This is a genomic window from Vibrio tapetis subsp. tapetis, from assembly GCF_900233005.1.
GTDB classification, from domain to species: domain Bacteria; phylum Pseudomonadota; class Gammaproteobacteria; order Enterobacterales; family Vibrionaceae; genus Vibrio; species Vibrio tapetis.
Genome location: NZ_LT960612.1, coordinates 721,394 through 747,552, shown reverse-complemented (window position 1 = coordinate 747,552; position 26,159 = coordinate 721,394). Strand labels below are relative to the sequence as shown.

Annotated in this window: 25 protein-coding genes and 1 riboswitch; of the genes, 18 read left to right on the top strand and 7 right to left on the bottom strand. The window is 44.9% G+C overall.

Translation table 11 applies throughout. The features are described from left to right. Positions 1–28: 28 nt before the first annotated feature. The 4 genes from VTAP4600_RS20425 to VTAP4600_RS20410 all read right to left on the bottom strand — a co-directional run bounded on the left by VTAP4600_RS20425 (position 29) and on the right by VTAP4600_RS20410 (position 2,851). Complete coding sequence (locus VTAP4600_RS20425; protein WP_102524612.1) at positions 29–352, bottom strand: hypothetical protein; 324 nt, start codon at positions 350–352, stop codon at positions 29–31. 63 nt (positions 353–415) lie between these two features. Beyond that, entirely contained in the window at positions 416–796 is a 381-nt protein-coding gene (locus VTAP4600_RS20420) for a hypothetical protein (protein WP_231897982.1), read from the bottom strand. A 161-nt stretch (positions 797–957) separates the two neighbouring features. Continuing rightward, positions 958–1,806, bottom strand: a complete 849-nt coding sequence (locus VTAP4600_RS20415) for a hypothetical protein (protein ID WP_102524611.1) — start codon at positions 1,804–1,806, stop codon at positions 958–960. 142 nt (positions 1,807–1,948) lie between these two features. Further along, positions 1,949–2,851 (bottom strand): EamA family transporter, encoded by a 903-nt coding sequence (locus tag VTAP4600_RS20410; protein ID WP_102524610.1) that lies wholly within the window; start codon positions 2,849–2,851, stop codon positions 1,949–1,951. Positions 2,852–2,973: 122 nt separating this feature from the next. On the opposite strand from VTAP4600_RS20410, the gene VTAP4600_RS20405 reads away from it, so the two are divergent. The 7 genes from VTAP4600_RS20405 (at position 2,974) to VTAP4600_RS20375 (ending at position 10,544) form a co-directional block, all read left to right on the top strand. Further along, positions 2,974–4,383 carry an aminotransferase-like domain-containing protein gene (locus VTAP4600_RS20405; RefSeq protein ID WP_102524609.1) on the top strand — a complete coding sequence of 470 codons (1,410 nt, stop codon included), beginning with the start codon at positions 2,974–2,976 and terminating at the stop codon, positions 4,381–4,383. 225 nt (positions 4,384–4,608) lie between these two features. Further along, positions 4,609–5,901: an extracellular solute-binding protein gene (locus tag VTAP4600_RS20400; RefSeq protein ID WP_102524608.1), complete on the top strand. Its 1,293-nt coding sequence runs from the start codon at positions 4,609–4,611 to the stop codon at positions 5,899–5,901. A gap of 199 nt (positions 5,902–6,100) precedes the next feature. Beyond that, positions 6,101–6,982 carry an ABC transporter permease subunit gene (locus VTAP4600_RS20395; protein WP_102524607.1) on the top strand — a complete coding sequence of 294 codons (882 nt, stop codon included), beginning with the start codon at positions 6,101–6,103 and terminating at the stop codon, positions 6,980–6,982. Positions 6,983–7,003: 21 nt separating this feature from the next. Further along, the gene (gene ugpE, locus VTAP4600_RS20390; RefSeq protein ID WP_102524606.1) at positions 7,004–7,846 is read left to right on the top strand and encodes a sn-glycerol-3-phosphate ABC transporter permease UgpE; all 843 of its coding nucleotides are present in this window, start codon (positions 7,004–7,006) and stop codon (positions 7,844–7,846) included. A 4-nt stretch (positions 7,847–7,850) separates the two neighbouring features. Then, positions 7,851–9,038 (top strand): sn-glycerol-3-phosphate ABC transporter ATP-binding protein UgpC, encoded by a 1,188-nt coding sequence (ugpC, locus tag VTAP4600_RS20385; protein ID WP_415239704.1) that lies wholly within the window; start codon positions 7,851–7,853, stop codon positions 9,036–9,038. Between the two features lie 13 nt (positions 9,039–9,051). After that, positions 9,052–9,849 carry a DeoR/GlpR family DNA-binding transcription regulator gene (locus tag VTAP4600_RS20380; RefSeq protein WP_102524605.1) on the top strand — a complete coding sequence of 266 codons (798 nt, stop codon included), beginning with the start codon at positions 9,052–9,054 and terminating at the stop codon, positions 9,847–9,849. After that, positions 9,840–10,544 carry a glycerophosphodiester phosphodiesterase family protein gene (locus VTAP4600_RS20375; RefSeq protein ID WP_102524604.1) on the top strand — a complete coding sequence of 235 codons (705 nt, stop codon included), beginning with the start codon at positions 9,840–9,842 and terminating at the stop codon, positions 10,542–10,544. The genes VTAP4600_RS20380 and VTAP4600_RS20375 overlap by 10 nt, the downstream gene beginning before the upstream one ends. Before the next feature lie 79 nt (positions 10,545–10,623). Here the strand turns inward: VTAP4600_RS20375 and VTAP4600_RS20370 are convergent, their stop codons facing one another. Then, a complete protein-coding gene (locus VTAP4600_RS20370; RefSeq protein ID WP_102524603.1) occupies positions 10,624–11,628 on the bottom strand; it encodes an adenosine deaminase in 1,005 nt (334 codons plus the stop codon). Between the two features lie 111 nt (positions 11,629–11,739). Beyond that, positions 11,740–11,839, bottom strand: a riboswitch (purine riboswitch). 379 nt (positions 11,840–12,218) lie between these two features. Between VTAP4600_RS20370 and VTAP4600_RS20365 the strand changes: the two genes are divergently transcribed. From VTAP4600_RS20365 to VTAP4600_RS20355, 3 genes are all read left to right on the top strand, one after another. Continuing rightward, a complete protein-coding gene (locus tag VTAP4600_RS20365; protein WP_102524602.1) occupies positions 12,219–14,441 on the top strand; it encodes a bifunctional metallophosphatase/5'-nucleotidase in 2,223 nt (740 codons plus the stop codon). Positions 14,442–14,486: 45 nt separating this feature from the next. Further along, the gene (locus tag VTAP4600_RS20360) at positions 14,487–15,608 is read left to right on the top strand and encodes a YibE/F family protein (protein WP_102524601.1); all 1,122 of its coding nucleotides are present in this window, start codon (positions 14,487–14,489) and stop codon (positions 15,606–15,608) included. Positions 15,609–15,757: 149 nt separating this feature from the next. Beyond that, positions 15,758–17,014 (top strand): cytochrome-c peroxidase, encoded by a 1,257-nt coding sequence (locus VTAP4600_RS20355; protein WP_102524600.1) that lies wholly within the window; start codon positions 15,758–15,760, stop codon positions 17,012–17,014. Between the two features lie 50 nt (positions 17,015–17,064). Here VTAP4600_RS20355 and VTAP4600_RS20350 read toward each other — a convergent pair whose 3' ends face one another. Further along, positions 17,065–18,249 (bottom strand): MFS transporter, encoded by a 1,185-nt coding sequence (locus VTAP4600_RS20350; protein ID WP_102524599.1) that lies wholly within the window; start codon positions 18,247–18,249, stop codon positions 17,065–17,067. 192 nt (positions 18,250–18,441) lie between these two features. On the opposite strand from VTAP4600_RS20350, the gene vctD reads away from it, so the two are divergent. Both vctD and VTAP4600_RS20340 read left to right on the top strand, forming a co-directional pair. Beyond that, positions 18,442–19,377 (top strand): iron chelate uptake ABC transporter permease subunit VctD, encoded by a 936-nt coding sequence (gene vctD / locus VTAP4600_RS20345; protein ID WP_102524598.1) that lies wholly within the window; start codon positions 18,442–18,444, stop codon positions 19,375–19,377. Next, positions 19,370–19,579, top strand: coding sequence for a hypothetical protein (locus tag VTAP4600_RS20340; RefSeq protein WP_415239700.1), 210 nt, complete (start codon positions 19,370–19,372; stop codon positions 19,577–19,579). Before vctD ends, VTAP4600_RS20340 begins: the two co-directional genes overlap by 8 nt. A gap of 9 nt (positions 19,580–19,588) precedes the next feature. Here VTAP4600_RS20340 and VTAP4600_RS20335 read toward each other — a convergent pair whose 3' ends face one another. Further along, positions 19,589–20,980, bottom strand: a complete 1,392-nt coding sequence (locus VTAP4600_RS20335; protein ID WP_102522282.1) for an RNA-guided endonuclease InsQ/TnpB family protein — start codon at positions 20,978–20,980, stop codon at positions 19,589–19,591. Between the two features lie 68 nt (positions 20,981–21,048). On the opposite strand from VTAP4600_RS20335, the gene tnpA reads away from it, so the two are divergent. The 6 genes from tnpA (at position 21,049) to VTAP4600_RS20305 (ending at position 26,154) form a co-directional block, all read left to right on the top strand. Further along, positions 21,049–21,513: an IS200/IS605 family transposase gene (tnpA, locus tag VTAP4600_RS20330; protein ID WP_102522283.1), complete on the top strand. Its 465-nt coding sequence runs from the start codon at positions 21,049–21,051 to the stop codon at positions 21,511–21,513. A 36-nt stretch (positions 21,514–21,549) separates the two neighbouring features. After that, the gene (locus VTAP4600_RS20325; RefSeq protein ID WP_102524597.1) at positions 21,550–22,338 is read left to right on the top strand and encodes an iron chelate uptake ABC transporter family permease subunit; all 789 of its coding nucleotides are present in this window, start codon (positions 21,550–21,552) and stop codon (positions 22,336–22,338) included. Between the two features lie 5 nt (positions 22,339–22,343). Next, positions 22,344–23,102, top strand: coding sequence for an iron ABC transporter ATP-binding protein (locus tag VTAP4600_RS20320; protein WP_102524596.1), 759 nt, complete (start codon positions 22,344–22,346; stop codon positions 23,100–23,102). A gap of 24 nt (positions 23,103–23,126) precedes the next feature. Continuing rightward, the gene (locus VTAP4600_RS20315) at positions 23,127–23,933 is read left to right on the top strand and encodes a siderophore-interacting protein (RefSeq protein ID WP_102524595.1); all 807 of its coding nucleotides are present in this window, start codon (positions 23,127–23,129) and stop codon (positions 23,931–23,933) included. A 66-nt stretch (positions 23,934–23,999) separates the two neighbouring features. Further along, positions 24,000–24,758: a response regulator transcription factor gene (locus VTAP4600_RS20310; protein ID WP_102524594.1), complete on the top strand. Its 759-nt coding sequence runs from the start codon at positions 24,000–24,002 to the stop codon at positions 24,756–24,758. Positions 24,759–24,804: 46 nt separating this feature from the next. Then, positions 24,805–26,154: a sensor histidine kinase gene (locus tag VTAP4600_RS20305; protein ID WP_102525462.1), complete on the top strand. Its 1,350-nt coding sequence runs from the start codon at positions 24,805–24,807 to the stop codon at positions 26,152–26,154. The last annotated feature ends 5 nt before the right edge of the window (positions 26,155–26,159 follow it).

Genomic DNA, 26,159 nt, shown 5'->3' with positions numbered 1-26,159 from the left:
AACCAATTGATGTATAGCCCTGTCCCCACTACCATAAAAACAGCTTAAAACTACTCATGATTATGAATACGGTAATCAACCCTATCCAACCAATCGCTCTCGTTATAACCTCAGGCGATTTCGTATTAAAGTGAGGAAACAGTATCGCTCCGAACGATAACATGGGTAAGAAGCCGTACAGTTGCCCCATATGCATTGATGTTACTTCTGGAAATGGACCAACTAACCGATAAATGATTAGATATACACCATAAACACCAATAGCCATGCCCGCTTCTTTTGCAGACGTTTCGCTTCCATCTGAGAATAAATAGAAGCCAGTAAGAGCGACAAATACAATGACATCAATCAAAATTCAGAATTTCCCTTTGAATAAGCTCAATAGAGGAGCCTATTCACATAACCGATAATCAACTTAGTTAACCACAGATTTTTTCCCATGCACCTCATCCACATACGCATTCACGATGGGCAGTTCCCGGAAATAACCATACATAGCGATACTAGTAATTTCGTCATCTGTACAGTATTTCGGATCTTTAACCATGGCCTCAACGATGTAAGTGCTAGAAAGCAGCGTAAACGGAGGACAGTCAACAAAGCCGTGATCACTAGCAATACTCATTTGCCGTTTGTACTCAAAAATCTGTACTGGCAAAATAAGAATTAGACAAATTGAAAGTCCTAATATTACAAACTTCAATGCCCGATTAGCACTTTCTTTCCCATGAAAATAGAATTTGAAGAAATACCAATAAAATGGAACACATATAAAAAACGCCACATACTCAATCACGTACGTAGGATCTACATATATTATTGAATACCCTAATTCTATCTGAATTCTTAAACTTTCAGAATTATAATATTCATGTAATCGGAATATAGACGAGATCATCCCCGAAATAGAGAAAAGAATAGCACACGCTATAGATACCCTAGTATGTATTTTCCCCATCAAAAAGACATCCCGACAGGATTTTTTTTCATACTTTGCATTGATTTAGAAATATTGATTCGATAATTCATCGTATCAACATCATTAATAACGGACCTCTCGATTACATGGTTAATTCTCTCCATGACTTTTTCTTTTATTAAATATCGCCCTTCGTACGTATCTAACTTATTTGCAACCCAGACAGCAACGATAATCCCCACAAAAATAGGGATTAGAATAACGCCGGTAAGACTAGCAAAGGTTCCAGCCATATACCCAATTGCACCAGCTATTGCAGCCTTAACTATATCGGAGCTAACATTGACTACCCAATTTGTTACCGAATAATTTTGAGTTAACGCGGACTCCAAAGTTCTAAAAACCACCGAAAAAATAGCCGTAATTATAACCCCTCCTTTAGCTGAAGCTCTCATTCCTGCTTTACCTATGCCTAATGCAATGACCTGCGCATTATTCGACAAATAACGAGTGCCTTTTACTAGGCTTCTCAGTTTATGGTTGCCTTTAAATTTGATGTAACTTTTACTGCCATTTTGAACGACCTCATATTTACTTAAAATCGAACCGCCTTTTTTCAAGTCTTCGGCTAATAAATAGAAATCTTTGAAATCATGCATTGCACTGCCATTAGAGGCGATGAAACCTGTAAGCCCTAATACCACTGCCTTGGCATCAATTTGTGACTCACTCAACCCTTGCTTTTTCTGGGTTGCGACCCATAGTGCAGAGAATCCTTTCGCTTCCAATACGTACATATCAACTTCTTGTACATCCGCGCTTTTTAAGCAAGCGTCGCGCTGGGATTTTTTCCTTTGACTCAAACATTGAAATCTAGAATTTTGCACTGTCTTTTCCCTAAAAATGGCCGTTCCCTAAAATAACTTCTGCCATTCTAGGGAACAACCACCGGGCTTGCTGCACAAGCTTTTGTAACTGCGCGGCACTTCTCTCGTCTATGAAACTGACAAATTGATCGATTACTCATCGTTAGCTCATGGAGCTGGCTACCCCCTGCTTTTTGTCTCTTAATGCCGTCAGCTTCGGTGCAAACACGATGACTAAAATCCCGGCTAGAATCAGCAATGACGCCAGCGTTTGCATCAGGCTCATGGTTTCTTCAAACACGACGTAGCCACCAATTAAACCAAACACCGGCACCAATAAAGTAAGAGGGGTGGCTGTGCTCATTGGGTATTTCACAAGTAATTTATTCCATACCCAATAGCCAAACAGTGTGGTTGGGTAGGCTTGAAATATCACCGAAAACGATACTTGCCAATTCCATGCTTCTATCGAGTCCGTGAGCACTGCTGGGCCATGAAGAAATACCGCCAAACCGAGTAAAGGCACAGGGGCAAACAACATGCCCCACAAGCTAAATGCAAAGACTTGAGTCGTGCCCGATTTTTTCACTATCGTACTCACCACACTCCAAGACAATGCGGCCGTCAGAATAAGCATCACACCAGAAAGTGTCGCGGTTCCATTCGTTGCTATCACTGCGGTAACCAGCCCCATCAACGCCAATACGAAACCGGCTAATTTAACGGGCGTTATTGATTCCTTAAACACCAGTGCGCCAATGGTCAGGCCGAAAAGTACGTTCACTTGTAGTAAAACCGCCGCCATGCCAACGGTGAGGCCTTCTGTGACAGACCACGATGCCATGCCCCATACACCAAGGCCAAAGACCACGCCATAACTGATCAGATATCGCCAAGGTACATCCGGTTTCTTCACAAAGAAGACCAATGGAATGGCTGCTAAGGTAAAGCGCATCGCCGTAACCACTAAAGGGTTAACTTCACTGACACCAAGCTTGATCACCGCAAAGTTAATCCCCCATATAAACATGACGAACAACCCTAATGCTAAATCCTTGTTACTCATTGCTCTCTCCTTTCATCATTCTAAAACTGGCTAAATTATGAGTAGTATTCCGCAATGAGTGCAGATACAATTTTAGAATAAAAAAAGGGTACAGTTTAAAAGGTCGGAGTAAGGAGAAGCGTATGCGGTATATGGATTTGGCTGAGAAGTACATCAATGAGATCCAATTAGGAAATATGATGGCGGCCACCAAGATGCCATCATTAAGGAAGTTTTCAAAACTGCACTCCGTTAGCATGTCGACCACCTTAAATTGCTATCAGCACTTAGAGTCGTTAGGCTGGATAATCGCTAAGCCGCAATCTGGGTACTTTGTCTCAAATAAGTTAAACGCCCACCAGCAACCTACTTTGGTGTCATTCGAAAGCCAACTGTCTGAGCCTCGCCAGCATACTGTTCATCAATTGTTTGGATCGAATCAAACCCGTTCAGGCCCTTTAGGGGTTTCTCGCATTCAACCCGACCCAGAATTAATGAAAGCCATGGAGCAGTGCTTTCGTCGCGCAAACAAACGCATGCACAATCGCTTTAATGAATACCCTACCCCTCAAGGTGAGCCACTGCTGAGAGATACATTGGTACGGCATTTCTCTCAATACGATTTTCACTTCGGTGCTCAAGATTTGGTGATCACCAATGGCTGTATGGGTGCCATCAAAACCGCTATCGAAATCTGCTCAACGACGGGAGACGCCATTGCGATTTGCTCACCGTGTTTCAGCGGTTTACTGGATCTACTGGCTGCTATGTCTCGTAAGATCGTCGAGATCCCATCCATTTCATCGGGTATCGACTTAGATCAACTTGAACTGCATATGAAAAATGGCACCATTAAGGCAGGCTTGTTTTGCACCACCCATATGAATCCGCAGGGCATCACCATGTCGCCAGAGCAAAAAATGCGTTTGGCCGATATGGCACGACGTTATGAAACTCCCATTATTGAAGATGATGTATACATTGAATTACCCCATGGGAATACCGTGCCATTACCCGCGAAGTTTTATGACGAATCTGGATATGTCTTATGGTGTGGTTCGATTTCTAAAACGCTGAGCGCATCGTACCGTTTAGGTTGGTGCTTACCTGGTCGCTATAAAGATCAATATCTCAAAATGTTTGCCGCGGGAAGCTATGGTGTTTCAGCACCGATGCAACTCGCAACCGCCGATTACATCGATAGTGGGCAATACACCAAGCACTTAAGAAAAAAGCGATTTGAATTGCTCGCACAAAAGCGCCAGTACATTGAGTATCTTCAGCAGCAGTTGCCCCAAGGTAGCCGTATTAGCGATCCCGCTGGAGGCTTAGTTCTTTGGCTACAGATCCCAAACCTAGACAGCGTTCAATTGCTTGAGCAGGCCAACCTTCATGGTCTCGACATCCGTAATGGTGATATTTTTAGTTCCCTGCCCCTTTACCAAGATTGCGTGCGAATCAACATCGGATACCCTCTGTACAACCCAGACCATACGCCAAGCGAAGCCTGCAAAGACATCGACACGTTAGTTTCATTGCTAGATTCAAAATAATCTCCTGCTGCATTCCAGATAATCTCTTTCTACCAAACAAGGCGTGACTCATTATAAAAAATAATGAGTCACGCCTTAGCCATAAATCTTTCATCTTTCTGACATTTACAAGTAACCCCACTGACACAAATCTTCGCCAACATAGCATCAAACGAAACAAACGAAGTCTCGTTCGAAACCAACAATCAGTAAATTCCGTGAAAATTCATCCAAAAGGAAACGATGATGAAAAAGCTATGGCTAGCAGGGTTACTTTCTGCAACTGTTTCAGGCACTACTTTCGCAGCAACAGAAGTTACATGGTGGCACGCAATGGGCGGTCAACTTGGAGAAACGGTTAACAAAATCGCCAAGGACTTTAACGCCTCTCAAACCGAATACAAACTCACGCCTGTTTATAAAGGCTCTTACACTGAAACTTTAACCGCAGGCATTGCCGCGTATCGCGGTGGTGAAGCACCGAACATTCTTCAAGTGTTTGACGCAGGCGCTGCAACGATCATGAATGCACCAGGCGTCGCAACCCCCGTTCAAGATATTCTTGTTGATGCCGGTTATTCATTCGACTCTCAAGATTACTTAGCTGGCGTTCGTAATTTCTATGCTGACAGCGACGGCAAAATGGTCGGTATGCCATTTAATAGCTCAACTCCGGTTCTTTACTACAACAAAGACATTTTAGCGAAAGTGGGTGTAAGTGCGCCAAAAACCTATGAAGAGCTTGAAGCGGCGGCGAAAAAGCTAAAAGCGCAAGGTTACATGACCTTCTCTCAATCTCTGACTCCTTGGATTATGTTTGAGAACTTTAAGTCTCGTCATAACTTACCCGTGGCTGACCAAAACAATGGCTACGATGGCCTATCGACTAAGATCATGTTCAATACCAAAGACATGATGATGCACGTAAGCAAACTAAAAGAATGGTCAGATTTAGGTTACTACAAATACTACGGCAGCGATTGGGACGCGAACCAAACGCCATTTGAGCGTGAAAAAGTCGCAATGTGGATGGGTTCGTCAGGCTCTTTCGGTGGCTTACGTAATCGCGTTAAGTTCGAACTTGGTACGACTTACCTCCCGTACTGGGAATCAGTGAATCCTGATGCGGGCCTCACGTTCATCGGTGGCGCAGCTTTGTTTGCACTTGGCGGCCATGATAAGGCACAAGATAACGGCGTTGCAGCCTTCTTCGAATACCTAACCCAACCAGAAACACAAGTTTACTGGCACAAAACAACGGGGTATGTACCTGTAACCAATGCCGCATATGACCTAGCGAAACAGTCTGGCTACTACAAAGAGCAACCCGATGCAGAAGTGGGTGTAAAACAACTTAGCTTGAAATCAGGTGAATGGACGAAAGGCTACCGCTTAGGTTACTACCCTCAAATCCGTGAAGTGATGCACCGTGAATTCGACAACATCTTTGCAGGCCGCACGAGTGTAGAAAACGGCTTAGACAAAGTCGAAGACGAAAGTACTAAGTTACTGAAACGCTTCGCACGCACAGTGAACTAACGCTTACTTTTGTCACTGAATATGCGCCGGCTGATACCTCACTTTTCGGTAATCGGTTGGCGTTTATTTCGGCTCTTGCAACATTGATGATTTCCCTTTCGTGTACCCACTTTGTTTATCACAGTGCTGTTATCGCGATGTCCTGCAATGAAATCCAGCATCAATTTGCGCTTTTATTTACCACTATTGGATGAATCTCGTGGAACGTCGTCAGCAATTTTTTCACTCTCCATTACCTTATTTTTTCTTAGCGCCGCAGATCATTATTATCGCCATATTTTTCATTTACCCCGCCGCTAAAGCAGTGTACTTGTCGTTTATGTTGGAAGATCCATGGGGCATATCGTCTACGTTTGTTTGGTTTGAAAATTACCAAATGTTATTCGAATCCAGTGAATACATTGAGTCCATTGGCTTCACGTTAATGTTCGCATTTGTGGTTTCTTTTCTCTCGCTCGCGCTTGCCCTGTTATTGGCCGTGAAAGCCGACAACATCATTCACGGTAAAGGGCCGTACAAAGTCACGCTAACGTGGGTTTATGCCGTAGCGCCAGCGATTGCAGGCATCATTGGCAGCTTCTTGTTCAACCCACACATTGGTGTGCTAACCGATTTTTTCGCCTACGTGGGTTGGGACTTTAGTTTTCAAACCGATCCGGTAGATGCCACTTTGGCCCTTGTTTTGGTGTCGGTTTGGAAGCAAGTATCGGTGAATTTTATCTATTTCCTTGCTGGGCTTCAGTCGATCTCTTATGCCGTCAAAGAAGCCGCGATGCTCGATTGTGTCAGCGATAATAAGCGCTTTTGGACCATCACTTTTCCGCTACTGGCACCAACAGGATTCTTTCTATTAGTCATCAACTTAACGTACGCATTTTTCGAGACGTTCGGTGTGATAGACACAATGACCAACGGCGGGCCCGGCGGTTCAACCACCTCGCTCGTTTACAAGGTGTATCGCGATGGATTCGTAGGGGCCGATTTAGGCGGCAGTTCGGCTCAGTCGGTCGTATTGCTGCTCTTGGTGTTAATCCTGACTTTCATCCAGTTCCGCGTCGTTGAAAAGCGTGTGCACTATTAATTTCGAAAGGACAAAATAATAATGAAGAGCAACCGACTCTCTGACCACTTAATTTTAATCACTGGTGCGTTGTTTATGTTGATCCCCATCTGGCTGATTTTCGCCAGCTCAACGCACAACCCAAATACCATCGTAAGTGAAGGTCTACAATGGCTACCTGGCGACAATTTCTCCGCCATTTACCAAGAAGCATGGAACACCAGTTTAGGGTTCAATGACGATGTTAACGCTCAAACGATGATCATCAACTCTATGATCATGGGCCTTGGTTTTGCCTTCGGAAAAATCGTTATCTCTATGATGGCCGCTTACGCCTTGGTTTATTTTCGCCTCCCTTACGCCACCGCATGGTTCTGGCTGATTTTTGTCACCTTATTGCTGCCGTTAGAAGTGCGAATCATCCCGTCTTATGAGGTGGTTTCAAGCCTCGGTATGCTTAATAGCTACACAGGGTTAATTCTGCCGTTAATTGCATCCGCGACCGCGACGTTCTTCTTTAGGCAGTTCTTTAAAACCATTCCAGATGAACTGTTAGAAGCCGCACAATTAGATAATGCAGGGCCATTTCGCTTCCTAATCGACATCTTGTTACCACTCTCTAAAACCATGATTGCCGCTATTTTCATCATCATGTTCGTCGTTGGGTGGAACCAATATCTCTGGCCAATCATGATGACCACCGATGAAAGCTACAACACCATCGTGATGGGCATTAAGCAAGTTTTAAACAACATTAATGAAACCAGTTTACCGCGTTATGACTATGCGTTTGCCATGGTGATTTTGGCTATGTTTCCACCTATTTTGGTGGTTGTCGTATTCCAACGTTGGTTTGTAAAAGGATTAGTAGAAAGTGAAAAATAACGCCATCAAAGATAAGCAAAACAACGTCACCCACATGAATAATGCAAGCAGCCAAAAGGACCGTACCATGTTGGATATTCGTAGCCTCATAAAAACTTATGAGAATGGCCACCAAGCGGTAAAAGGCGTCAGCCTAAACATCAAAAAGGGTGAGTTTATTGTTCTTGTCGGCCCATCTGGCTGTGGAAAGTCCTCCATTTTGCGATCGATAGCAGGGCTAGAAAGCATATCAGGTGGAGAGATCCATCTAGGCGGCAGGCGCGTAGACACAGAAAAGCCAGCGCTACGAGACATTGCGATGGTGTTTCAAAACTACGCCTTATACCCACATATGAGCGTGTACGACAATTTGGCTTACGGCCTAAAAAATCGTAACGTCAACAAACAAGACATCAAAGCCAAGATCGAAAGTGTCGCGAAAACGCTAAAAATTGAAGACTACCTTGACCGAAAACCATCGAAACTGTCGGGAGGCCAACGTCAGCGAGTTGCGATGGGGAGAGCCATTGTTCGAGATCCGCAACTGTTTCTCTTTGATGAACCATTATCCAACTTAGATGCGTCGCTTAGAGCCCACATGCGCCTAGAGATCAGAAAGCTGCAACGCAAACTTGGCGTCACCAGTGTTTACGTTACCCACGACCAAGTAGAGGCCATGACCTTAGCGGATCGCATCGTGGTGCTTAACCAAGGTGAAATTGAGCAAGTCGGCACACCGGCCGAAGTTTACCATCAACCAGCCAGTACGTTTGTTGCTAGCTTTATTGGTAGCCCAGCCATGAACTTCATTCCAGCTAAGCTAGACAAAGGCAATCTAGAGGTCGCAGGTCAACTGTTTCACCTGCCACACTACTCTCATCTAGATACGTGTAATGTTTCCTTGGGTATTCGCCCAGAACACGCCGAGATTGCAACTGCAGACGCGGCAACCCAAACCGTCGTTAAACTTGAAACCACCCTCACAGTGAGTTTAGACATCAGTGTGGTCGAGCCACTTGGCCCTAATCAGCTAGTGCATGGCAACGTGGATGGCAGCGCGTTTATCGCCGTTACGCCTGAGGTCGAATTAAACCAAGCGCAACCACTAACCTTGAGTATCGCCCAGAGCAATTTGCATATTTTCGACCAACACGGTAAGCGCTTAACTACGCGTCATCAACATGCAAAAGCGCACAATCAGGCAACAGCATAACTAGGACAAGCTTGTGAGTTTATCTTCAAGACAAAAAGACATACTGACCTACCTAGAACAAGCACACGGCGTATTGTCGAGTTCGCTGTTATCTGAGAAGTTTTCGGTTTCAGTACAAACCATTCGCAAAGACATGAATGATCTAAGCGACAAGGGCATGGTTAGGCGGGTACACGGTGGAATATCCTTGCCCAGCGCCAACGACAATTTGTCGTTCACTAATCGTGAGGTACTCAACTTATCGGCGAAGCAATGCATCGCACAACGAGTCGTGCAAGAGTTACCTGAGGGCACCAGTATTTTCCTCGGTATTGGCACTACACCAAAACACGTAGCACAAGCCTTGTTAGATCATCCGGGCCTCACCGTTGTCACCAACAACATCAATGCCGCGTTGATCTTAAGCCGAAACCCAAACATCGCTGTGCACTTAGCCGGAGGTGATGTTAGGCCGTCAGATGAAGACACTGTTGGTGAGTCTGCCACGGCTTTTTATCGTCAATTCAATATAAAAATTGGCATCTTTGGTGTTGGAGGGCTGGGAGAAACGGGGCAGCTACTTGATTTTACGCCGGAAGAGTCCCATTTAACACGAGCCATCATTGAGCAAAGCCAGCAAACTTGGCTAGTATTGGATAAAACCAAACTCGGCCGGTACGGGCCCGTTGTGAGTGGTAAATTAGAAGAAATACAACGCATGTTTATTGATAAACCGTCAGACAAAATTAAACAGCTTTGCCAAACAAACCTTGTTGAGTTGGTTTATGCCAACCAACATGAAACTTCGCATAAGGAAACACTATGCCTCTAATCGTCGGTCATCGTGGGGTTGCAGGTACGCACCCAGAGAACACCAAAGCCAGTATTAACCAAGCCATATCCTTAGGGTTAAAATGGATTGAGATAGACGTACAGCCAACCAAAGATGATGTGTTGGTGGTTTGCCACGACCATACGTTAGAGCGTTGCAGTAATGGCAAAGGCCGAGTCGATGAACACACCTTAGCTGAATTAGAAGCCTTAGACTTCGGTCGATGGTTTGCAGCCGATTTTGCGCACGAACCGATTTTAACGTTAGCCGAATTGTTAACTCATGCTAGCCAACATTCATTGCACATCAATATTGAAGTAAAAATTGACCGTCACGATCCTGCGCACGTCGTCACCTTACTTGCAGCAGAGCTAAAACGCGCTAACGTCAATCGTGATTTGATTTTGATTTCGAGTTTTAGCCACGATGTGGTCAAACAGCTTTCCGAAAAATGTGGCGGCTACCGACTTGGCGTTATTTCCGATGACCTCAGTGACGAAGACTGCGCCCTGCTTGCGCAAGTCAGTGCGTTTAGCTGCCATCTCTATTACAAAAACACCACCCAAGATACCGTCGCCAAATTAAAGGATTCAGGCTATCAAGTGTGGTGTTATACGGTTAACGAACCGACCAGTTTTGCACTACTCCATGATGTCGACGCGATTTTTACTGATTATCCACAGCGTTTTTTATAAACATCAAGCAGAAAGTAACACTAGCATGCCAAGACGCTCAAAGAGCGTCTTGTTAAACTCATTTTCTTACATTCGCGTACTAACTCAACCCCACATAGCCCTCAACCAAGTTTCGATATTTTTGCTTAAGTGATTCGTCGATAAAGCTGGCATTAATCGCGTGAATGGTGAACTGAGCCAGTTCCTGTTTTGTCATCTCGTGGGCATCATAAACCGCGTTGAAATTATCGGTCATATAGCCTCCAAAATAGGCGGGATCATCGGAGTTTATCGTCACTGCCACCCCCTTTCTCAAAAGTTCAACCACATTGTGTTGCGCCATCTCATCAAACACTTTTAGTTTGATATTAGAAAGCGGACAGACGGTTAACGGCATTTTCGACTCAATGAGTCGCGTCAGTAGTTGTTGGTCTTCAACGCAGCGTACGCCATGATCAACGCGGCTAACTGCAAGCATATCCATTGCATCGACAATGTTTTGAGCTGGCCCCTCTTCACCCGCATGTGCCACCGTTAAAAACCCTTCTTGTTGAGCGCGGCAGAATACGCGAGCAAACTTTTCTGGCGGGTGCCCTTGCTCGGAAGAATCTAACCCCACGCCGATTATTTTATCTTTATGAGCGAGAGCGCAGGTCAACGTTTCAAAAGCCGCTTCTTCAGACAGGTGTCGTAAAAAGCACATAATGAGTCGAGAGGTGATCGACAGTATTGTCTTACCATCCTCTAGCGCACGATAAATACCGTTCACCACGGTATCAAACTCAATACCTCGCTCTGTATGAGTTTGCGGATCAAAGAAGATTTCAGTGTGAATCACGTTGTCTTCTTTGCACCTTTCTAAATACGCCCAAGTAAGATCATAAAAATCTTGCTCGGTGATCAGCGCATTCGCACCTTGATAATACAAATCGAGAAAAGATTGCAGATCATCAAATTGATAAGCTTGGCGTAACGCCGATGGGGAAGAATACGGTAACGGGATGTCGTTACGCTGCGCGAGTTCAAACAACAACTCAGGTTCCAATGACCCTTCTATATGTAAATGCAGCTCTACTTTTGGCAAGCCTTGAATAAACGCTCTCATAATTCACCTTTATAACCATGATATAGGTGCAATTACTCTTGTATTTCAAGCTGGCATTACTAGAGGGTGATAAAACACACTTTTTGAACGCCAATACAAAGAGTAAGAACACACGGGTTCTCAACTCTTCGTAATCAGCACTTTGCGGGAACTGGTAGAGACCCCCAAACCATATCATTGGGGTTATACGAAGCAAACGTTTACATTATAGGCCATAAAGTAATAGAAACCAGCGGAACGTGAATCGACTTCAATAAAGCACCATCAAGTAATATGAATCTGCCTTTAATCATCAAAGTGACTAATAGGAATAAAAACAAGATATAGATCACACTTTAATGAATAAAACCAAGACGGACAGCAATAGTTTTTGTGATTTAAATCACGCTACCTGTTATATAAAAACCATAATTGTTGAATGTAATATTAAATACATACACTTCACCCATCTAACAAGATTTTTCAGTATTCATAGGGTGTATTTAACAACAAATCACTTTCCATCTCCCCTCTATACAGCGCGCAAACGATTAAATAAAATCGCCGTCACTTTGTCGATGCCTGTCGACCACATCTACTAGAAAGTACTCATGAAGAATATCACTAAAGCCCTATTAGCAAGCAGTGTTGCCCTTGCAATGCTCGGCTGCAATACCTCAGACAAGGTTAAATCCGACAACCATGTCGCCGTTAAAGAATGTAAAACCTTTAGCAATGCGCCGGAAGTTATCTACAAAGGCGATGCGAACTACGCGGAACAAACGTTGCGCATTAACATTGCCGCCACCGGTGATATGCATGGCCGCATTTTTGCACACGATTACGCCACCAATAAAACCGACAAGAACGCAGGTTTTACTAAGATTGCGACGATCTTAGAAAAAGAACGTAAACAAGATCCAAACCTAATACTGGTCGACCTTGGTGATACCGTACAAGGCAATTCAGCTGAGCTTTTTAACGATCTTCCTGTGCACCCTGTCGTTGAGACTCTTAACAGTCTGAACTACGACATGTGGGTTCCGGGTAATCATGAATTTGATTTCGAACGCTCATTTCTAGACCGAAACATCGCTCAGTTTAAAGGCGCCGTGATTTCTTCAAACATTGTCTGGGATAAAAACTCTGATGTTTGTAAAACCAATGGCGACGAAGTGTCGTTTTTACGTGGCTTTCAAATTTTTAACGTTAACGGTGCTAAGGTCGCCATTATTGGCCTAACCCCTTCCATGGTAACCAGCTGGCAAGCTTCTTCTCCACAGAACTTTCGTAATCTTGATTTTAAAGAAGAAATTCAGTCGGTACGCGATGCTGTCGACTTAGCCATTGCTCAACACAAACCTGATGTCGTGATCGGCGCGCTTCATTATGGTCGTAAATGTGGAGGCAAAGGCGTACATAAAATTGCTGAATTGCTAGGCGATAAATTCGACGTGATCTTCAATGGTCACGAGCACTCTAAGCACATCGAACGTGTTTATTCCGATCGTGTCGACAACATTTCAGCTGAAAACAAAAATGAAACTGAAAATACCAATCGCCAAGAAAACCCAGAATATACCTACTTGAACCGTAGCGAAAGTGTGAAAGTAATCGAACCAGGTAACTGGGGTTGGGCACTCGCCAAAGCGGAGATTCAACTGCGCAAAGACGCTAATGGTAAATGGCAGATTGAAGGCACAATACTGACCAACAACAAAGTCAGTGACGTTTCTGAAAACAAAGCCTTACAAGATGAATTCCAATGGGTACATGAGCAATCTGGTGAACACGCGGAAAGTGAAATTGGCACCGTACAAGGTAACTTTACTTTCAATGGCGAAGAGAAAGGTCCGAACAACGGGGGCGCGGATGATGCAACAGCCGAGGACGTTGAAGTAACGAGCGAAGGCTCTCGCTTATATACGACCATTCACATGGCAAAAACCGCTGATATGCCCGTCGTAAACCTGATCAACCAAATTCAGATCCGAAATGTAGAGCAAAAAGCGGTTAATGCTAAAAACCAAAAATTAAACCTTAAGGTTGACGTGTCAGCCGCCGCGCTATTCGCAAACAATTCCAACCTAAGAGATGGTGAAATCTACCGAAATAAAGACAGCTCTAAGCTATACATGTATGACAATCAGCTGGTCGCAGTCAATATCCAAGGCGATAAGCTAAAAGAATACATGGAATGGTCTTACTCTTATTTAAACCAGTGGAAACCAGGCGATCTCACTCTTTCGTTTAGAAACGACGCCCGTGCTTATAACTACGACCATTTTGGTGGCACGGTCAAATATACCGTCGACATTGCAAAAGCGGTGGGGTCTCGTATCGACATTAGTGAAATCTCTGGCGCACCATTTGATGCGAGCAAAACATACCTATTGGCGGTCAACGACTACCGATATGCTTCAACGCTACTGGCTAAAAATTGGGTAACCAATTCAGACAAACTTTGGATCTCTACCGACGAAAAAACCTATGCGGTACGTGACATGCTAACGGACTACGTCGCAAACAATAAAACGCTTAACGCGTCTGAGTTTTACTCCTCGAATTGGTCTATCAAGCAAGTGGGCAAATTAGATAAAAATGGCCATTGGATTGAGAGCAGCAAGGGTGCAATTTTGAAGGCTCGTGAAAACGGTGCAGGACAAATACTCTGGAATAAACTGCAAAACAAACAGGTTTGTGTTGTACGTGGTAAAAACCGCGATGAATCCATTGATCGTGCTGTCAATTTCACCGATGAAAAGAGCTATTTTGCCAACAAAGAGCAAAGCTATGACGCTTGTTCATATGCCGAGCAAGATAAAGCACTTTAGATGTTAAACAACTAACTTCAGGGCAGCATTCGCTGCCCTTATATTATGATGAAAATAAATAAATTTATCTTTCCCAGCTTGGTGTTTATCACTTCGAGCCTGATATTCGTTCTGTCCCCCATTTGGTCGAATGACTTTCGCCCTAACAATATTCACCAACAACAGTTCGTTTTAGCTCAAGTGCAGGCCATCAGTGCTGAAAACATTTTGGCGGATCCCAAAGTGCCTTCCATCATGACGGGCACTCAGTCTTTACAGGTCACATTAGACGCTTCTCCAAACCAAAGCATCGCCGTCGAAAACAGCTTAAGTCGGTTGCACAATACTTACCTATCAGCCGGTGATAAGTTCATTTTATTAGTACGCCAACGTGGTGAAGAGGTACTTTATTGGGTCTATAACCACGATAGAGCGCCCGCGATTTACACCATGGTTGCGCTGCTCATAGCCTTAGTGGTTGCATTTGGCGGCTGGCAAGGTGTGAATTCCCTCATTTCTCTTTACTTTACTGGCGCGCTAATCATCGGAGTATTGATCCCGTGCTTATTTGCAGGTTGGCATCCGGTGATCCTGTCATTGCTGCTGATCTCTTTAAAAGTTTTGGTTAGCTTTTTGCTCATCACTGGTTGGAATAAGAAGTCTGTCGTTTCCATACTCGGTACCATTCTAGGGCTATGTGCTGCGGGATTATGTGCTCAGTTCTTTGGTGAAATGGCGAACCTCAATGGCCTCTACCTTGATAAAGGTGAAGACCTACTTTATTTAGGAGGCCAGCATCAAGTGCAAGTGCGCTGGCTACTGTTTGTCGCCATCATGATTTCCGCACTAGGGGCGGTGATGGATGTCGCTATCTCTATTGCCTCATCGTATCAAGAGCTGCTTGAAGCCAACCCTAATCAATCTGTTAAAGACAGAATGCTGGCAACCATGCGTATCGGCCGTGATATTTTGGGCACCATGACCAACACGCTTATCTTGGCGTTTGCTGGTAGCTCACTCACCACAATGATGATGATTTGGGGATTCCAAATGCCATTGGAGCAGTTTATCAATATTCCCGCTATCGGCTTATCTATCATTCATGGGCTAGCCGGCAGCATCGGCTTAACCTTAACCATTCCAATGACCGTCCTGTTATGTAAGTGGGTTTATGAGGAAGGTCAATAAACGTTTTAGCGCCCCCTGTTGGCACTAAGCTCGGGCTTCCGACGTGATAATCACAACCCTTAGCCTTTACGTTAATTTATTCTGATTTACGTTGCTTTACACTTCGGCTCCTAAACTCAATGGACAATTCAATGAGCAGGAGCCGAACGATGAGACATTGCATTCGAATTTTCGGGTACGCGGTTAACGTTGTTTTACTCACTTCATGTGGAGGAGAAAGCAGTGGCGGAGAAAGCAGTAACGAGGAAGGCACTGTCGTGACAACACCACTTGCCTCAGATTCGATTGTTAACTTACCTAGCACCCCATTTGATTACGAAAACATCCCGCTGCCAAACCACCTTACACAGAATGATTTTCCGGCGCGGCTTCAAGCGCAACACGCAGCGAGTGAATTTGATAACACTCCTAGCGACAACGCTATCACCAATGCAGGAGCAACTCTCGGCCGTGTGTTATTTTATGATAAGCGTTTAAGTGCTAATGGGAGCATCGCTTGCGCTTCCTGTCACTTACCCCAAAACGGATTCTCCGATCCACGAACTCTCAGCGTAGGCTTTAATGGCGGTTCGACGAGAAGGCACTCCATGGGCCTAGTCAACGCTCGGTTTTACTTTAGCGGTAAATTTTTCTGGGACGAACGAGCATCAACCTTAGAGCAACAAGTGCTTATGCCATTCCAAGACCCAATCGAAATGGGCTTGGTGCTAGCAGAACTAGAAGAGATCGTTCGAAACCAGTCTTACTATTCTGCACTGTTTATCAACGCCTTTGGAGATGACATTGTCTCCAGTGACCGAATAGCCCGGGCACTTGCACAGTTCATTCGAACCATGGTGAGCACAACGGCAAAATACGATATTGCTCGCCGTGATGAGCCTTCCGCATTAGTTAATTTTGAAGGATTTACCACACAAGAAAACCAAGGGAAAACCTTATTTTTCTCAGCAAGAACCATTGACGGTGAACAAGCAAATTGCGCCAGTTGCCATGTCACTGAAGCGTTTGTCGGTTCTATCCCCAACGGGACTATCGGCCGTACTACATCCACCAACAATGGGCTAGATGCCGTATCAACCGATGACTTAGGCATTTTTGAAACCACCAACAATCGCAATGACATTGGTAAATTCAAAACCCCTTCTCTAAGAAATATTCAGGTGCGCGCACCGTATATGCACGACGGCCGTTTCGCCACGTTAGAGCAAGTCATTGATCACTACAGTAATGGGATTCAAGCGCACGAAAGATTGTCTCCTGCGCTGTCACGTTCGAATGGCCAACCTTTTAGATTCAATTTTAGCCAAACAGAAAAAGAGGCGCTCATTGCTTTCTTTAACACCCTGACCGATCACGACATGCTTTCTGATGAGAAATACAGTAACCCGTTTAATCAAGAACCTTAAATACGCCATGAGAGGTCAAGAATGTAGCGGCCATAGCCTCTCTCATCAACTTAACGCCAAGCGAAACGGTTTACTTCATTACCATCGCTTGGTTTAGACGGCACGTTGAATGCCAGAATCAAAGACACTATCGCCATACCGCAGCCAGCGAAAAACACACTCGCAGGCGACGCTAACCACATCACACCAAACACGACAGGGATGACCACGGCTGCGATGTGATTAATGGTGAACGACACACCCGCAGTAGAGGCCATATCTGCTGGATCGGCAATTTTCTGGAAATAGGTTTTAATGGCCAATGCGAACGCAAAGAACAAATGGTCAATCACATATAACGCGGCCGCCCACTCCGCGCTTTCTACCACGGCATAACCTGCAAACACAAAAATCAAACCGATGTACTCAAACACCAGTGCTTTTTTCTCACCAAACTTACCAATCAGTTGGCCAATTTTCTTAGCAAACAACCAGTTAAATCCATAGTTCACAAGAAATAACAATGAAATATCAGCCGCACTATAGTGAAATTTTTCGACCATTAAAAAACCCGCAAACACAACAAAAATCTGCCGTCTTGCACCACTCATAAAGGTCAATGCGTAATACAACCAGTAACGCTTTCTTAGTACTAATGATTTGTTTTGCTGTGTATGGCTGGGAAACAATGGAAAAGCAATCGCAATGGCAACCATAACCACGAAGGCTGCACCTCCTGTAATCAGGTAAACCCAAATATAGTCTAATTGCCAATAAGTCAGCATTACCCATAGACCACCGTAAGTACACAGGGATGCCAGTGCACCTACTGAGATCATCTTACCTAAGAATTCAGGCGCTTCATCTTTGGATAACCACTGCAATGAAAGGGACTGTTTCAGCGTTTCAAAATAGTGAAACCCGACCGACATCAGCAAGGTGGTACAAAGCAAGCCAGTTAAAGACGGAAAAAAACCGGTAATTGCCGTTCCTACCGAAAGCATGATCAAGGAAACGATCATAAATCGCTGCTCACGAATAAACAGTAATATGAACACGGCCGTGAACGCTAAAAAGCCGGGGATCTCTCGTACACTTTGAAGTAAGCCAATATCAGCACCCGTAAAATTCGCTTTTTCAATAACGAAGTTGTTAAGCAACACTTGCCAACTAGCAAAGGCAATTGGCACAACAATAGAGATAATAAGTAAAAAGTTATGAGGCGTTTGCCAACTGCGTTTTGATTTGGTTTCCATACCATTTCCATCGATAAATTTCGCTATTAAGCATATGCCTAATAGTACTCAATTACTATCGGCATGCCACTCTTGTCTTTCTCGGTGCATATGAGGCAGTTCAACTGCATTTTTCTCTGTCATTTACTGCATGAATACGATACCTTTTCACACCAATGGAAATACGAATGATTATTAGTAGAGTTACCTTTCGTGAAAAAGCTCGTTGCAGTCTTATTTACCCTTAGTGTTTTGTCGCTATTTGTTGGCGTGGCAGACCTATCTCTAGAAGATCTACTTGCTGGAGATCAGCAGGCGTGGGAGTTGTTTCTGGTAAGCCGAGTGCCTCGCTTAATTGCCATTTGCTTATCTGGCGCAGGGCTGAGCATTGCTGGCCTCATCATGCAGCAAATAAGCCAAAATAGATTCGCCTCCCCTTCCACTTCCGGCACGATTGAATGCGCCATGTTGGGCTATGTTCTAAGCTTGGTGTTTTTTGGTAACGGCAATAACCTACTGCTCATTTTTGGCTGTGCGATGGGCGGAACCTTACTGTTTGTGCGTTTCATCCATACGGTGCAATTTAAAGATGCGATTTATGTGCCTTTGGTGGGCATCATTTTTGGCAACGTGGTGAGCGCTGCGGCGGTTTTTCTTGCCTATCAATATGACTTCATACAGAACCTAGCCACTTGGACGGTCGCAAACTTCTCGACCATCTTGCAGGGCAATTTCGAGTTGCTCTATATTTTTATTCCGGTCTCTCTTTTCAGCTATTGGTATGCAACCCGCTTATCTGCAGTCGGTATGGGCAAAGAATTTGCGATCAATATCGGGCTTAATTACCAGCAAGTCGTGATCATTGGCGTGACCCTCGTTTCCATCATTGCCGCTGCGGGTGTCATGATTGTGGGCGAGTTACCGTTTCTTGGCCTAATCGTGCCCAACTTGGTTGCTTTGTATATGGGCGACAATGCCCGCAGAAACATTCCTTACACTGCGCTGTGTGGCGCTATTTTGGTTTTATTGTGCGACGTAGTCGGCCGAGTGATCATCTTCCCATACGAAGTCCCTATTTCCATGATCATCAGCGTGATTGGTGGCGCCGTTTTCATCGCTCTGATTGCAAAGGAGCGTCGACATGCGTGATTCTTTGCTTATCTTCACCACCTTACTCGCCGCCTTACTGGTGGTATTTTTGTTCATTGGTATCGGGCTCACTCCAGATAACTACCAATACTTCTTGTCACGCCGGCTCCCAAAAGTACTGGCCATCGTGATTGCTGCAGTCGCCATCGCTCAGTCATCCTTGGTGTGTGAACTACTCGCAGCTAAAGCAGCGAGCTTCTAAGATAACAACCTAAGCCGCTAACTTTTCTTTTTTGACGCTTCGTTGGACACCGCTAGTCGAGCTTTTGGCTCGGCTAGTCTTACGATTGCCTCCACGTCCACTATCTGACTTGGTTCTTAGAACCCCATCGCCAGACAACACCGTTCCAGTGTCTAATATTAGATTAATTGCCCGTTTCTTAATGACCAGTGATGCGTTGTTATCTGCATTGTCAGAATTTCCACAGTTACCGCACACAAATAGTTCTTGTGAGTCTCGGTTGTCGGGGTGAGTGTGACCGCACTTGGCGCACTCCTGACTGGTGTAGGCTGGATTTACTTTGAATACGGCTTTTCCTGCTTGGTAAGCCTTGTATTTGGTGTACGTTTCTATGATGTGCCAACCAACGTTTAAGATGGACTTGTTTAGCCCTGCCTTTTGCTTGGCTCTGTTTGACACATATCGGCCTTGTTCGTCCTGCTTTGCCTTTGGCTTGCGCGTCATACTTGAGGTTCGTAAAGCCTCGAACACAATAACCTTTGCTTTGCTATCGACAAGCTCGCGGCTTGTCTTGTGGGCGAAATCGTTACGGATATTCGCCTTTTTAGCGTGGTGCGTAGCAATGCGGTACTTGGTTTTATTTCTGCGATTTGAGCCTTTAGTTTGACGCGCCAATTTGCGTTGTAATCGCTTAATGTAGCGATCAGCTTTGGTCATGTTCTTTTTCTGGTTATCGCCTTCTTCGTCAGAAAAGTCGAACGTCATAGAGCCAGCGTGTACAGGGATAGCCACACCACGGTCTACGCCAATGGTGTGTTCTTCCAGATATTCTTTTGTTGAGCCTTGCAGGAATGCTAAGTGTTCAGCATTGCTAGGTAGCTCTGACTCATCCTTGCCGTTCCCATAGCAGAAAGACACATAATATTGACCACGCTCTTTGCGCACATAAAGCGAGTTTGGGATCTCGAACTTACTATGAGCCTTAAAAGATAAGTAACCAATATTATTGGTCTTCGTACCGATAAATAGGCGTAAATTGCCATCTTCGCAACGGTCGAAGCGGAACACTTCACGAGTAAGGTAGATACTTCCGCGATCAGTCTTAGGTTTGCGCTTAGGTCTCCCACACGCGCCTTTCATGAACTTTTGGTAAGTCTGATACCAGTTAACAGCACTGTTGCGGATTATCTGGCTAGGACACTGATAGAGCCAAGGTGATAGCTCTTTAGATTTGAACTGCGATGCTTTCTGATCAATAGGGGCATAAGTGCCAATTGGATAATACTTACGCGCAAAAGTACGGTAATACCTTTCTTCATCGACTTTGGCATTCCAAATACTACGCGCACAGCCCATCCACTGGCTTAGTACCAGTTTTTGATTTGGTGTAGGGTTAGCGCGTAGCTTGATGCCAGTTAGCATGATAGTTCCATTGGTTGTCATTCGCAGCGAATATTATTACACTTAATGGTAAATTGTCAATCAAGTCTATGGTTAATATGTACGAATGGAGAACAGGCAGAAGCTGCCTTTTTAAGAATAATGCGCACCTAGTCTTTGTTACTAAATATCGTAGAGGTGTTTTCACCAAAGAGATGTTGGATAGAACCAAAGAAATAATGAAGGAAACGTGTAAGCAAATGGATTGTGAACTATTAGAGTTCGGTGGTGAACATGATCACGTTCACTTGATGGTGTCTATTCACCCGAAGGTAGCTGTATCGAACTTGGTTGGTAAGCTGAAAGGGAAATCGTCATACATGCTAAGGCGCGAGTATTGGGAGCGCATAAAGACAATGCTTTGGGGTAATCACTTTTGGTCGCCTAGCTATTGTGTTGTGTCATGTGGTGGTGCGAGTTTGGACGTTGTTAAACAGTACATCGAAAACCAAAGTACACCACCAAGTGAAAGCGCCGTAAAAACGTCACGCGCTTTAAGTCAGAGAAAAGACTAGTTACCTCTTGCTTGACTCGCCCTTAAAAGGGCGAGATTGCGCAAGCATAATGTTCAAACCATCACCCACAACCGAATTTTAACCCCGAGCCTACTTGGATTCGATCACATGTACTTGCTCATTCAAGTGCTGTTTGTGTTTGTTCTTGGTGGGCTTGCTAACGCGCAGCTCAATCCAACCATCAATTTCGCCGTCTCGGTTTGCGTCATGGTGGCCGTGTCGCTGATATTATTTGGCCTGTATTTTCGAAAAGAAAACCCTAATATTCTGACTCTTATGTTACTCGGGATCATCGTCGGTCAGCTGATTTCCAATCTCTCTAACTTCTTCATTCTCATGCTAGACCCTACCGACTTCGCATTTTTACAAGGATCCATGTTTGCCAGCTTCAACAACATCAACAGCGATTTGGTTTATGTCAGCTTAGCTCCGTTACTGGTCGTTATTGCTTTGCTATTTAAACTGAGCCGCCAGTTAGACGTATTTTGGCTCGACAAAGACAACGCCATCAGCCTCGGTGTAAATGTGAAAAAAGTAACGCAGCGTGTGCTGATTTTGGTGTCTGTATTGATTTCCATTTCCACCGTTTTGGTTGGACCTATTTTGTTCTTCGGTTTATTGGTTGCCAACTTAACGCGTCAAAGTCTGCGCTCTTATCGCCACAAAGACTTAATGATTTTCTCAGCTCTGATTTCCATTGTGATGTTACTTGGCGGTCAGTGGGTAGTCGAAAACGTATTCAGCTTTGAAACCACCATTAGCGTCATCATTAACTTCGTTGGCGGCTTGTATTTCCTTTATTTACTTGTTCGTCAAAAGGTATAGCCACTATGATTTCCATCCAAAACGTCAGTAAAGCTTTTGGCAAACAAACCGTTGTAGACCAAGCTAGCGCGTCATTTGTGAAAGGCGAAGTTACCGCCATCATTGGCCCAAATGGAGCCGGTAAAAGCACGTTACTTTCGTTAGCCAGCCGCCTCTTAGCTCGTGATAGCGGTGAAGTCGTCATTGATAGTAAAGAGCTGGCAGAATGGGACACCAAAGCACTTGCTAAAAGGCTCGCGGTTTTGCGTCAATCCAACAGTTTGACGATGCGTTTCTCCATTCGAGAGCTGGTTGCCTTCGGCCGTTTTCCTCACAGCAATGGCAACTTAACGAAGCAAGACCAAGTCATCATCGACAAGGCCATTTCATACCTAGATTTGCAAGACATCCAGCATCGTTTTTTAGATGAACTCAGCGGTGGTCAACGTCAGTTGGCGTTCATTGCGATGGTCGTGGCCCAAGACACCGATTATGTGTTTCTCGATGAGCCTCTCAACAACCTAGATATTAAACACTCACTTCAAATCATGAAGAATATTCGAGTATTGGCTAAAGAACTGAACAAGGCCGTTGTCATCGTCATCCACGATATCAATTTTGCCTCTTGTTACTCAGACAACATCATTGCGCTGAAAAAGGGCGTAGTGAAAGTACACGGCACCGTAGAAGAGGTCATTCGCGCTGAGGTGCTGTCTAGCATCTATGACACCGATTTTCGAATTGAAGTCATCGACGGCCAACGTATCTGCCTCTACTACCAATAACGTGCCAAACATTAAGGATAATCCATGAACAAAACTGAACCTAAAACGTTAACGCTTAAACATAGGCAGCAAATAACACCAAACATGCTGCGCCTCACTCTTAACGGCCCCGCACTGGATGCGATAATTCAAGCCTACGGTGAAGAGTACGCCAATCACTATGCTGGCGCGTACATCAAATTGGAGCTAACAGAGGAAGGGAGCGCTTACATTGAATCTGCGGATGTCAGCCAAGAACCTCGGCTGAGAACCTACTCTATTCGCCGTTTTGACATTCAAGCCAAAGAAATAGACATCGATTTTGTGTTGCATGGTAACGAACCCAGCAATGGGCTGGCTTCCTACTGGGCTCAAAACGCCAACATTGGCTCAAAGATTTCAATTCGTGGCCCTGGCAGTATCAAACCCGTAGAGACCAGTGCCGACGCGTTTTGTCTAGCCGCAGACATGACTGCATTGCCTGCACTTTCTACCGTACTTGAGCAACTTCACAGCGATGCCATCGGATTCGCCGTGATCCAAGTAACCAGTGAGGCCGACCAACAACCTCTGAACAAACCTGATGGCATTGAGCTCATCTGGGTCACCTCTGGTGCAGACCATCAAGATAAGAGCCCTCTTGTTGAAGTATTTGAAAATCAGCCTTGGCCGTCAGGTGTGGTGTTTGCTTGGGCTGCTTGTGAGTTTAGCTCGATGCGACAACTCAGGAAGTATCTACGCAATGAAAAATCCGTCGACAAAGACAATTTATACCTGAGCAGCTATTGGAAACAAGGCCGAACGGAAGATCAGCATAAAATTGATAAACGCAAAGATTTAGAACAGCAGTAGCTGCTTATAACTGCAGCAGACCGTTGCGTGTACGCCCAATTAAGGACCTAACAAGCGAGCCAAGTTATGTTTGAATCCAATAATCACATTGATTCTATTTCAAGTTTCTCCACCAAAAGTGACAGTCATGTTTTCCAGATCTTACTGGTAGAAGACGATCTGGAGCTCAATGCACAGTTGTGCCGACTACTGGAAGATCAACATTATCAAGTTTGCTCTGAGTCATGTGGGCAGCACGCGTTACAACGTCTCAAACAAGAGTGGTTCGACTTAATCATCTTAGACGTCGACCTACCAGAAATAGACGGCTTTGGTTTGCTGCAATATGTGCGAGAAAAGTCCACAACCCCTGTCATGATGCTCACGGCATCTGGTGCCGAAGAACACCGCATTCGTGGGCTGAAAAGTGGCGCTGATGACTACGTGACCAAACCCTGCAGCTTTACTGAAATTCAGCTTAGGGTGGAAGCCATTCTCAGACGCACCGCGCCTCAATTTAGCCCATATAACCGCAGCCACTTATCTGTCGACGCACAACTTGAACTGGACCGCAGTACCCACCAAGTGGTTGTGCGCTGTGTTGACCAACAACCTGCGATTCAACTCACACCAGTACAATTTAAGCTGCTGTGGACTTTGGTTCAAAACAAAGGCCATTCACTTTCCAAAGCCTATTTGTACCAAGCCGTGTTAGAGCGTGATTACAGCCAATATGATCGTAGCCTAGACATGCACCTTAGCCGTGTTAGGAAGAAATTAGTCAGCCATGGTATGGATGCCGAACGTATTCAAACCGTGTACGGTAAAGGGTATCTCTTCAAATGACGGCTCCTCTAATAACAGCCAGCGTCGCATTGAACGGGGTATGGCAATGAAGAAGATTCTATTCTGGCGCCTTTTTGTGGTGCTTGCGTTAGGCATGGTGTTCTTCTTCTCAATGCTTCATAGCGCAGCCATCCACACTAAAGAGACAATGAGCTTTTTAAGCCAACCACATCGCCAAGAGATCCTCGATTGGGGGAGCCAAGCGCAAGCGCTACGAAACGCTGATAAGATCAATGGCACAACGGAGCTTGATCGCTGGCTAAAAGCGCTAGGCGAACAAGAAAACACTTGGACAACGGTCGTGCGTTCCCAAATTGACGTACTGGGTGGAGATACGCTTAACCAACGTTTCCTCGATGGCTATCGCATTGGCAGAAACGTGGACTGGAAAATCCACCTCGACTTTCCCAATAACCCCATCATGGAAGTCACACTCACCCCCAGTAACGAACATTTTTTAATTCTATTACCTGATCGCATGCGCCCAGGCACCTACGTCTCGCACGCCTTCTGGGTATTTCGTTTCATCATTCCTTTCGCCAGTTTGTTAGCGCTTACGATTTATCTTTATCGTTACGCGATGAAACCGCTGCAAAGGTTACATGCGGCTACACAAGCCTTTAGCCAAGGCAATTACAACGTTCGAATTGGTGACGGGGTAAAACTAGGCGAAGACGAATTCAGTCAGGTGGCAAAAACCTTCGACAAAATGGCGGCGAGGACTTCTGAGCTTATCGACCACCAGCGCAATTTGATTGCCGACATGTCCCATGAAATTCGCACCCCTTTGACACGCATAGAAATGGCACTTAATTGCGCAGAACGAAGCATCGACTCGCCTCAAATGCTCAAACGCGTCGCGCAGGAAACACAGTTCATGCGACAAATGGCCGAAGATACACTGACGTTGGCTTGGCTCGAAAACGAAAAACCCGACCTAAGGCAAGAGTCGTTTGATCTTAGTGAACTCATTGAAGTGATTGTTGACGATGCTCAATTTGAGTACCCAAAAGTGGTCATCAACAATCAACTACCAGACAACATTCCATTAATGCACTCCAATCAACGAGCACTGGGCCAAGCCATAGAGAATATCGTTAGAAATGGTTTGAGATATACCCCATCTGGGCAAGCATTTCTTATTACCAGTTCGAGCAACCAAACTCATGTTTCCCTAGCTTTCTTAGACTCAGGGCCAGGGGTTCCAAACGGTTCGCTGGACAAAATCTTCACTCCGTTCTTTAAAGTAAAACAGAAAGATCACACGCGCAGCGGGTTTGGCGTCGGGTTGGCACTCACTCAGCGCCATATCGAATCTGTACAGGGCACTGTAAAGGCCGCTAACCATAAAGACGGTGGCCTAGAAATCACCATAACATTGCCATTAAGTGGCTAACTTTT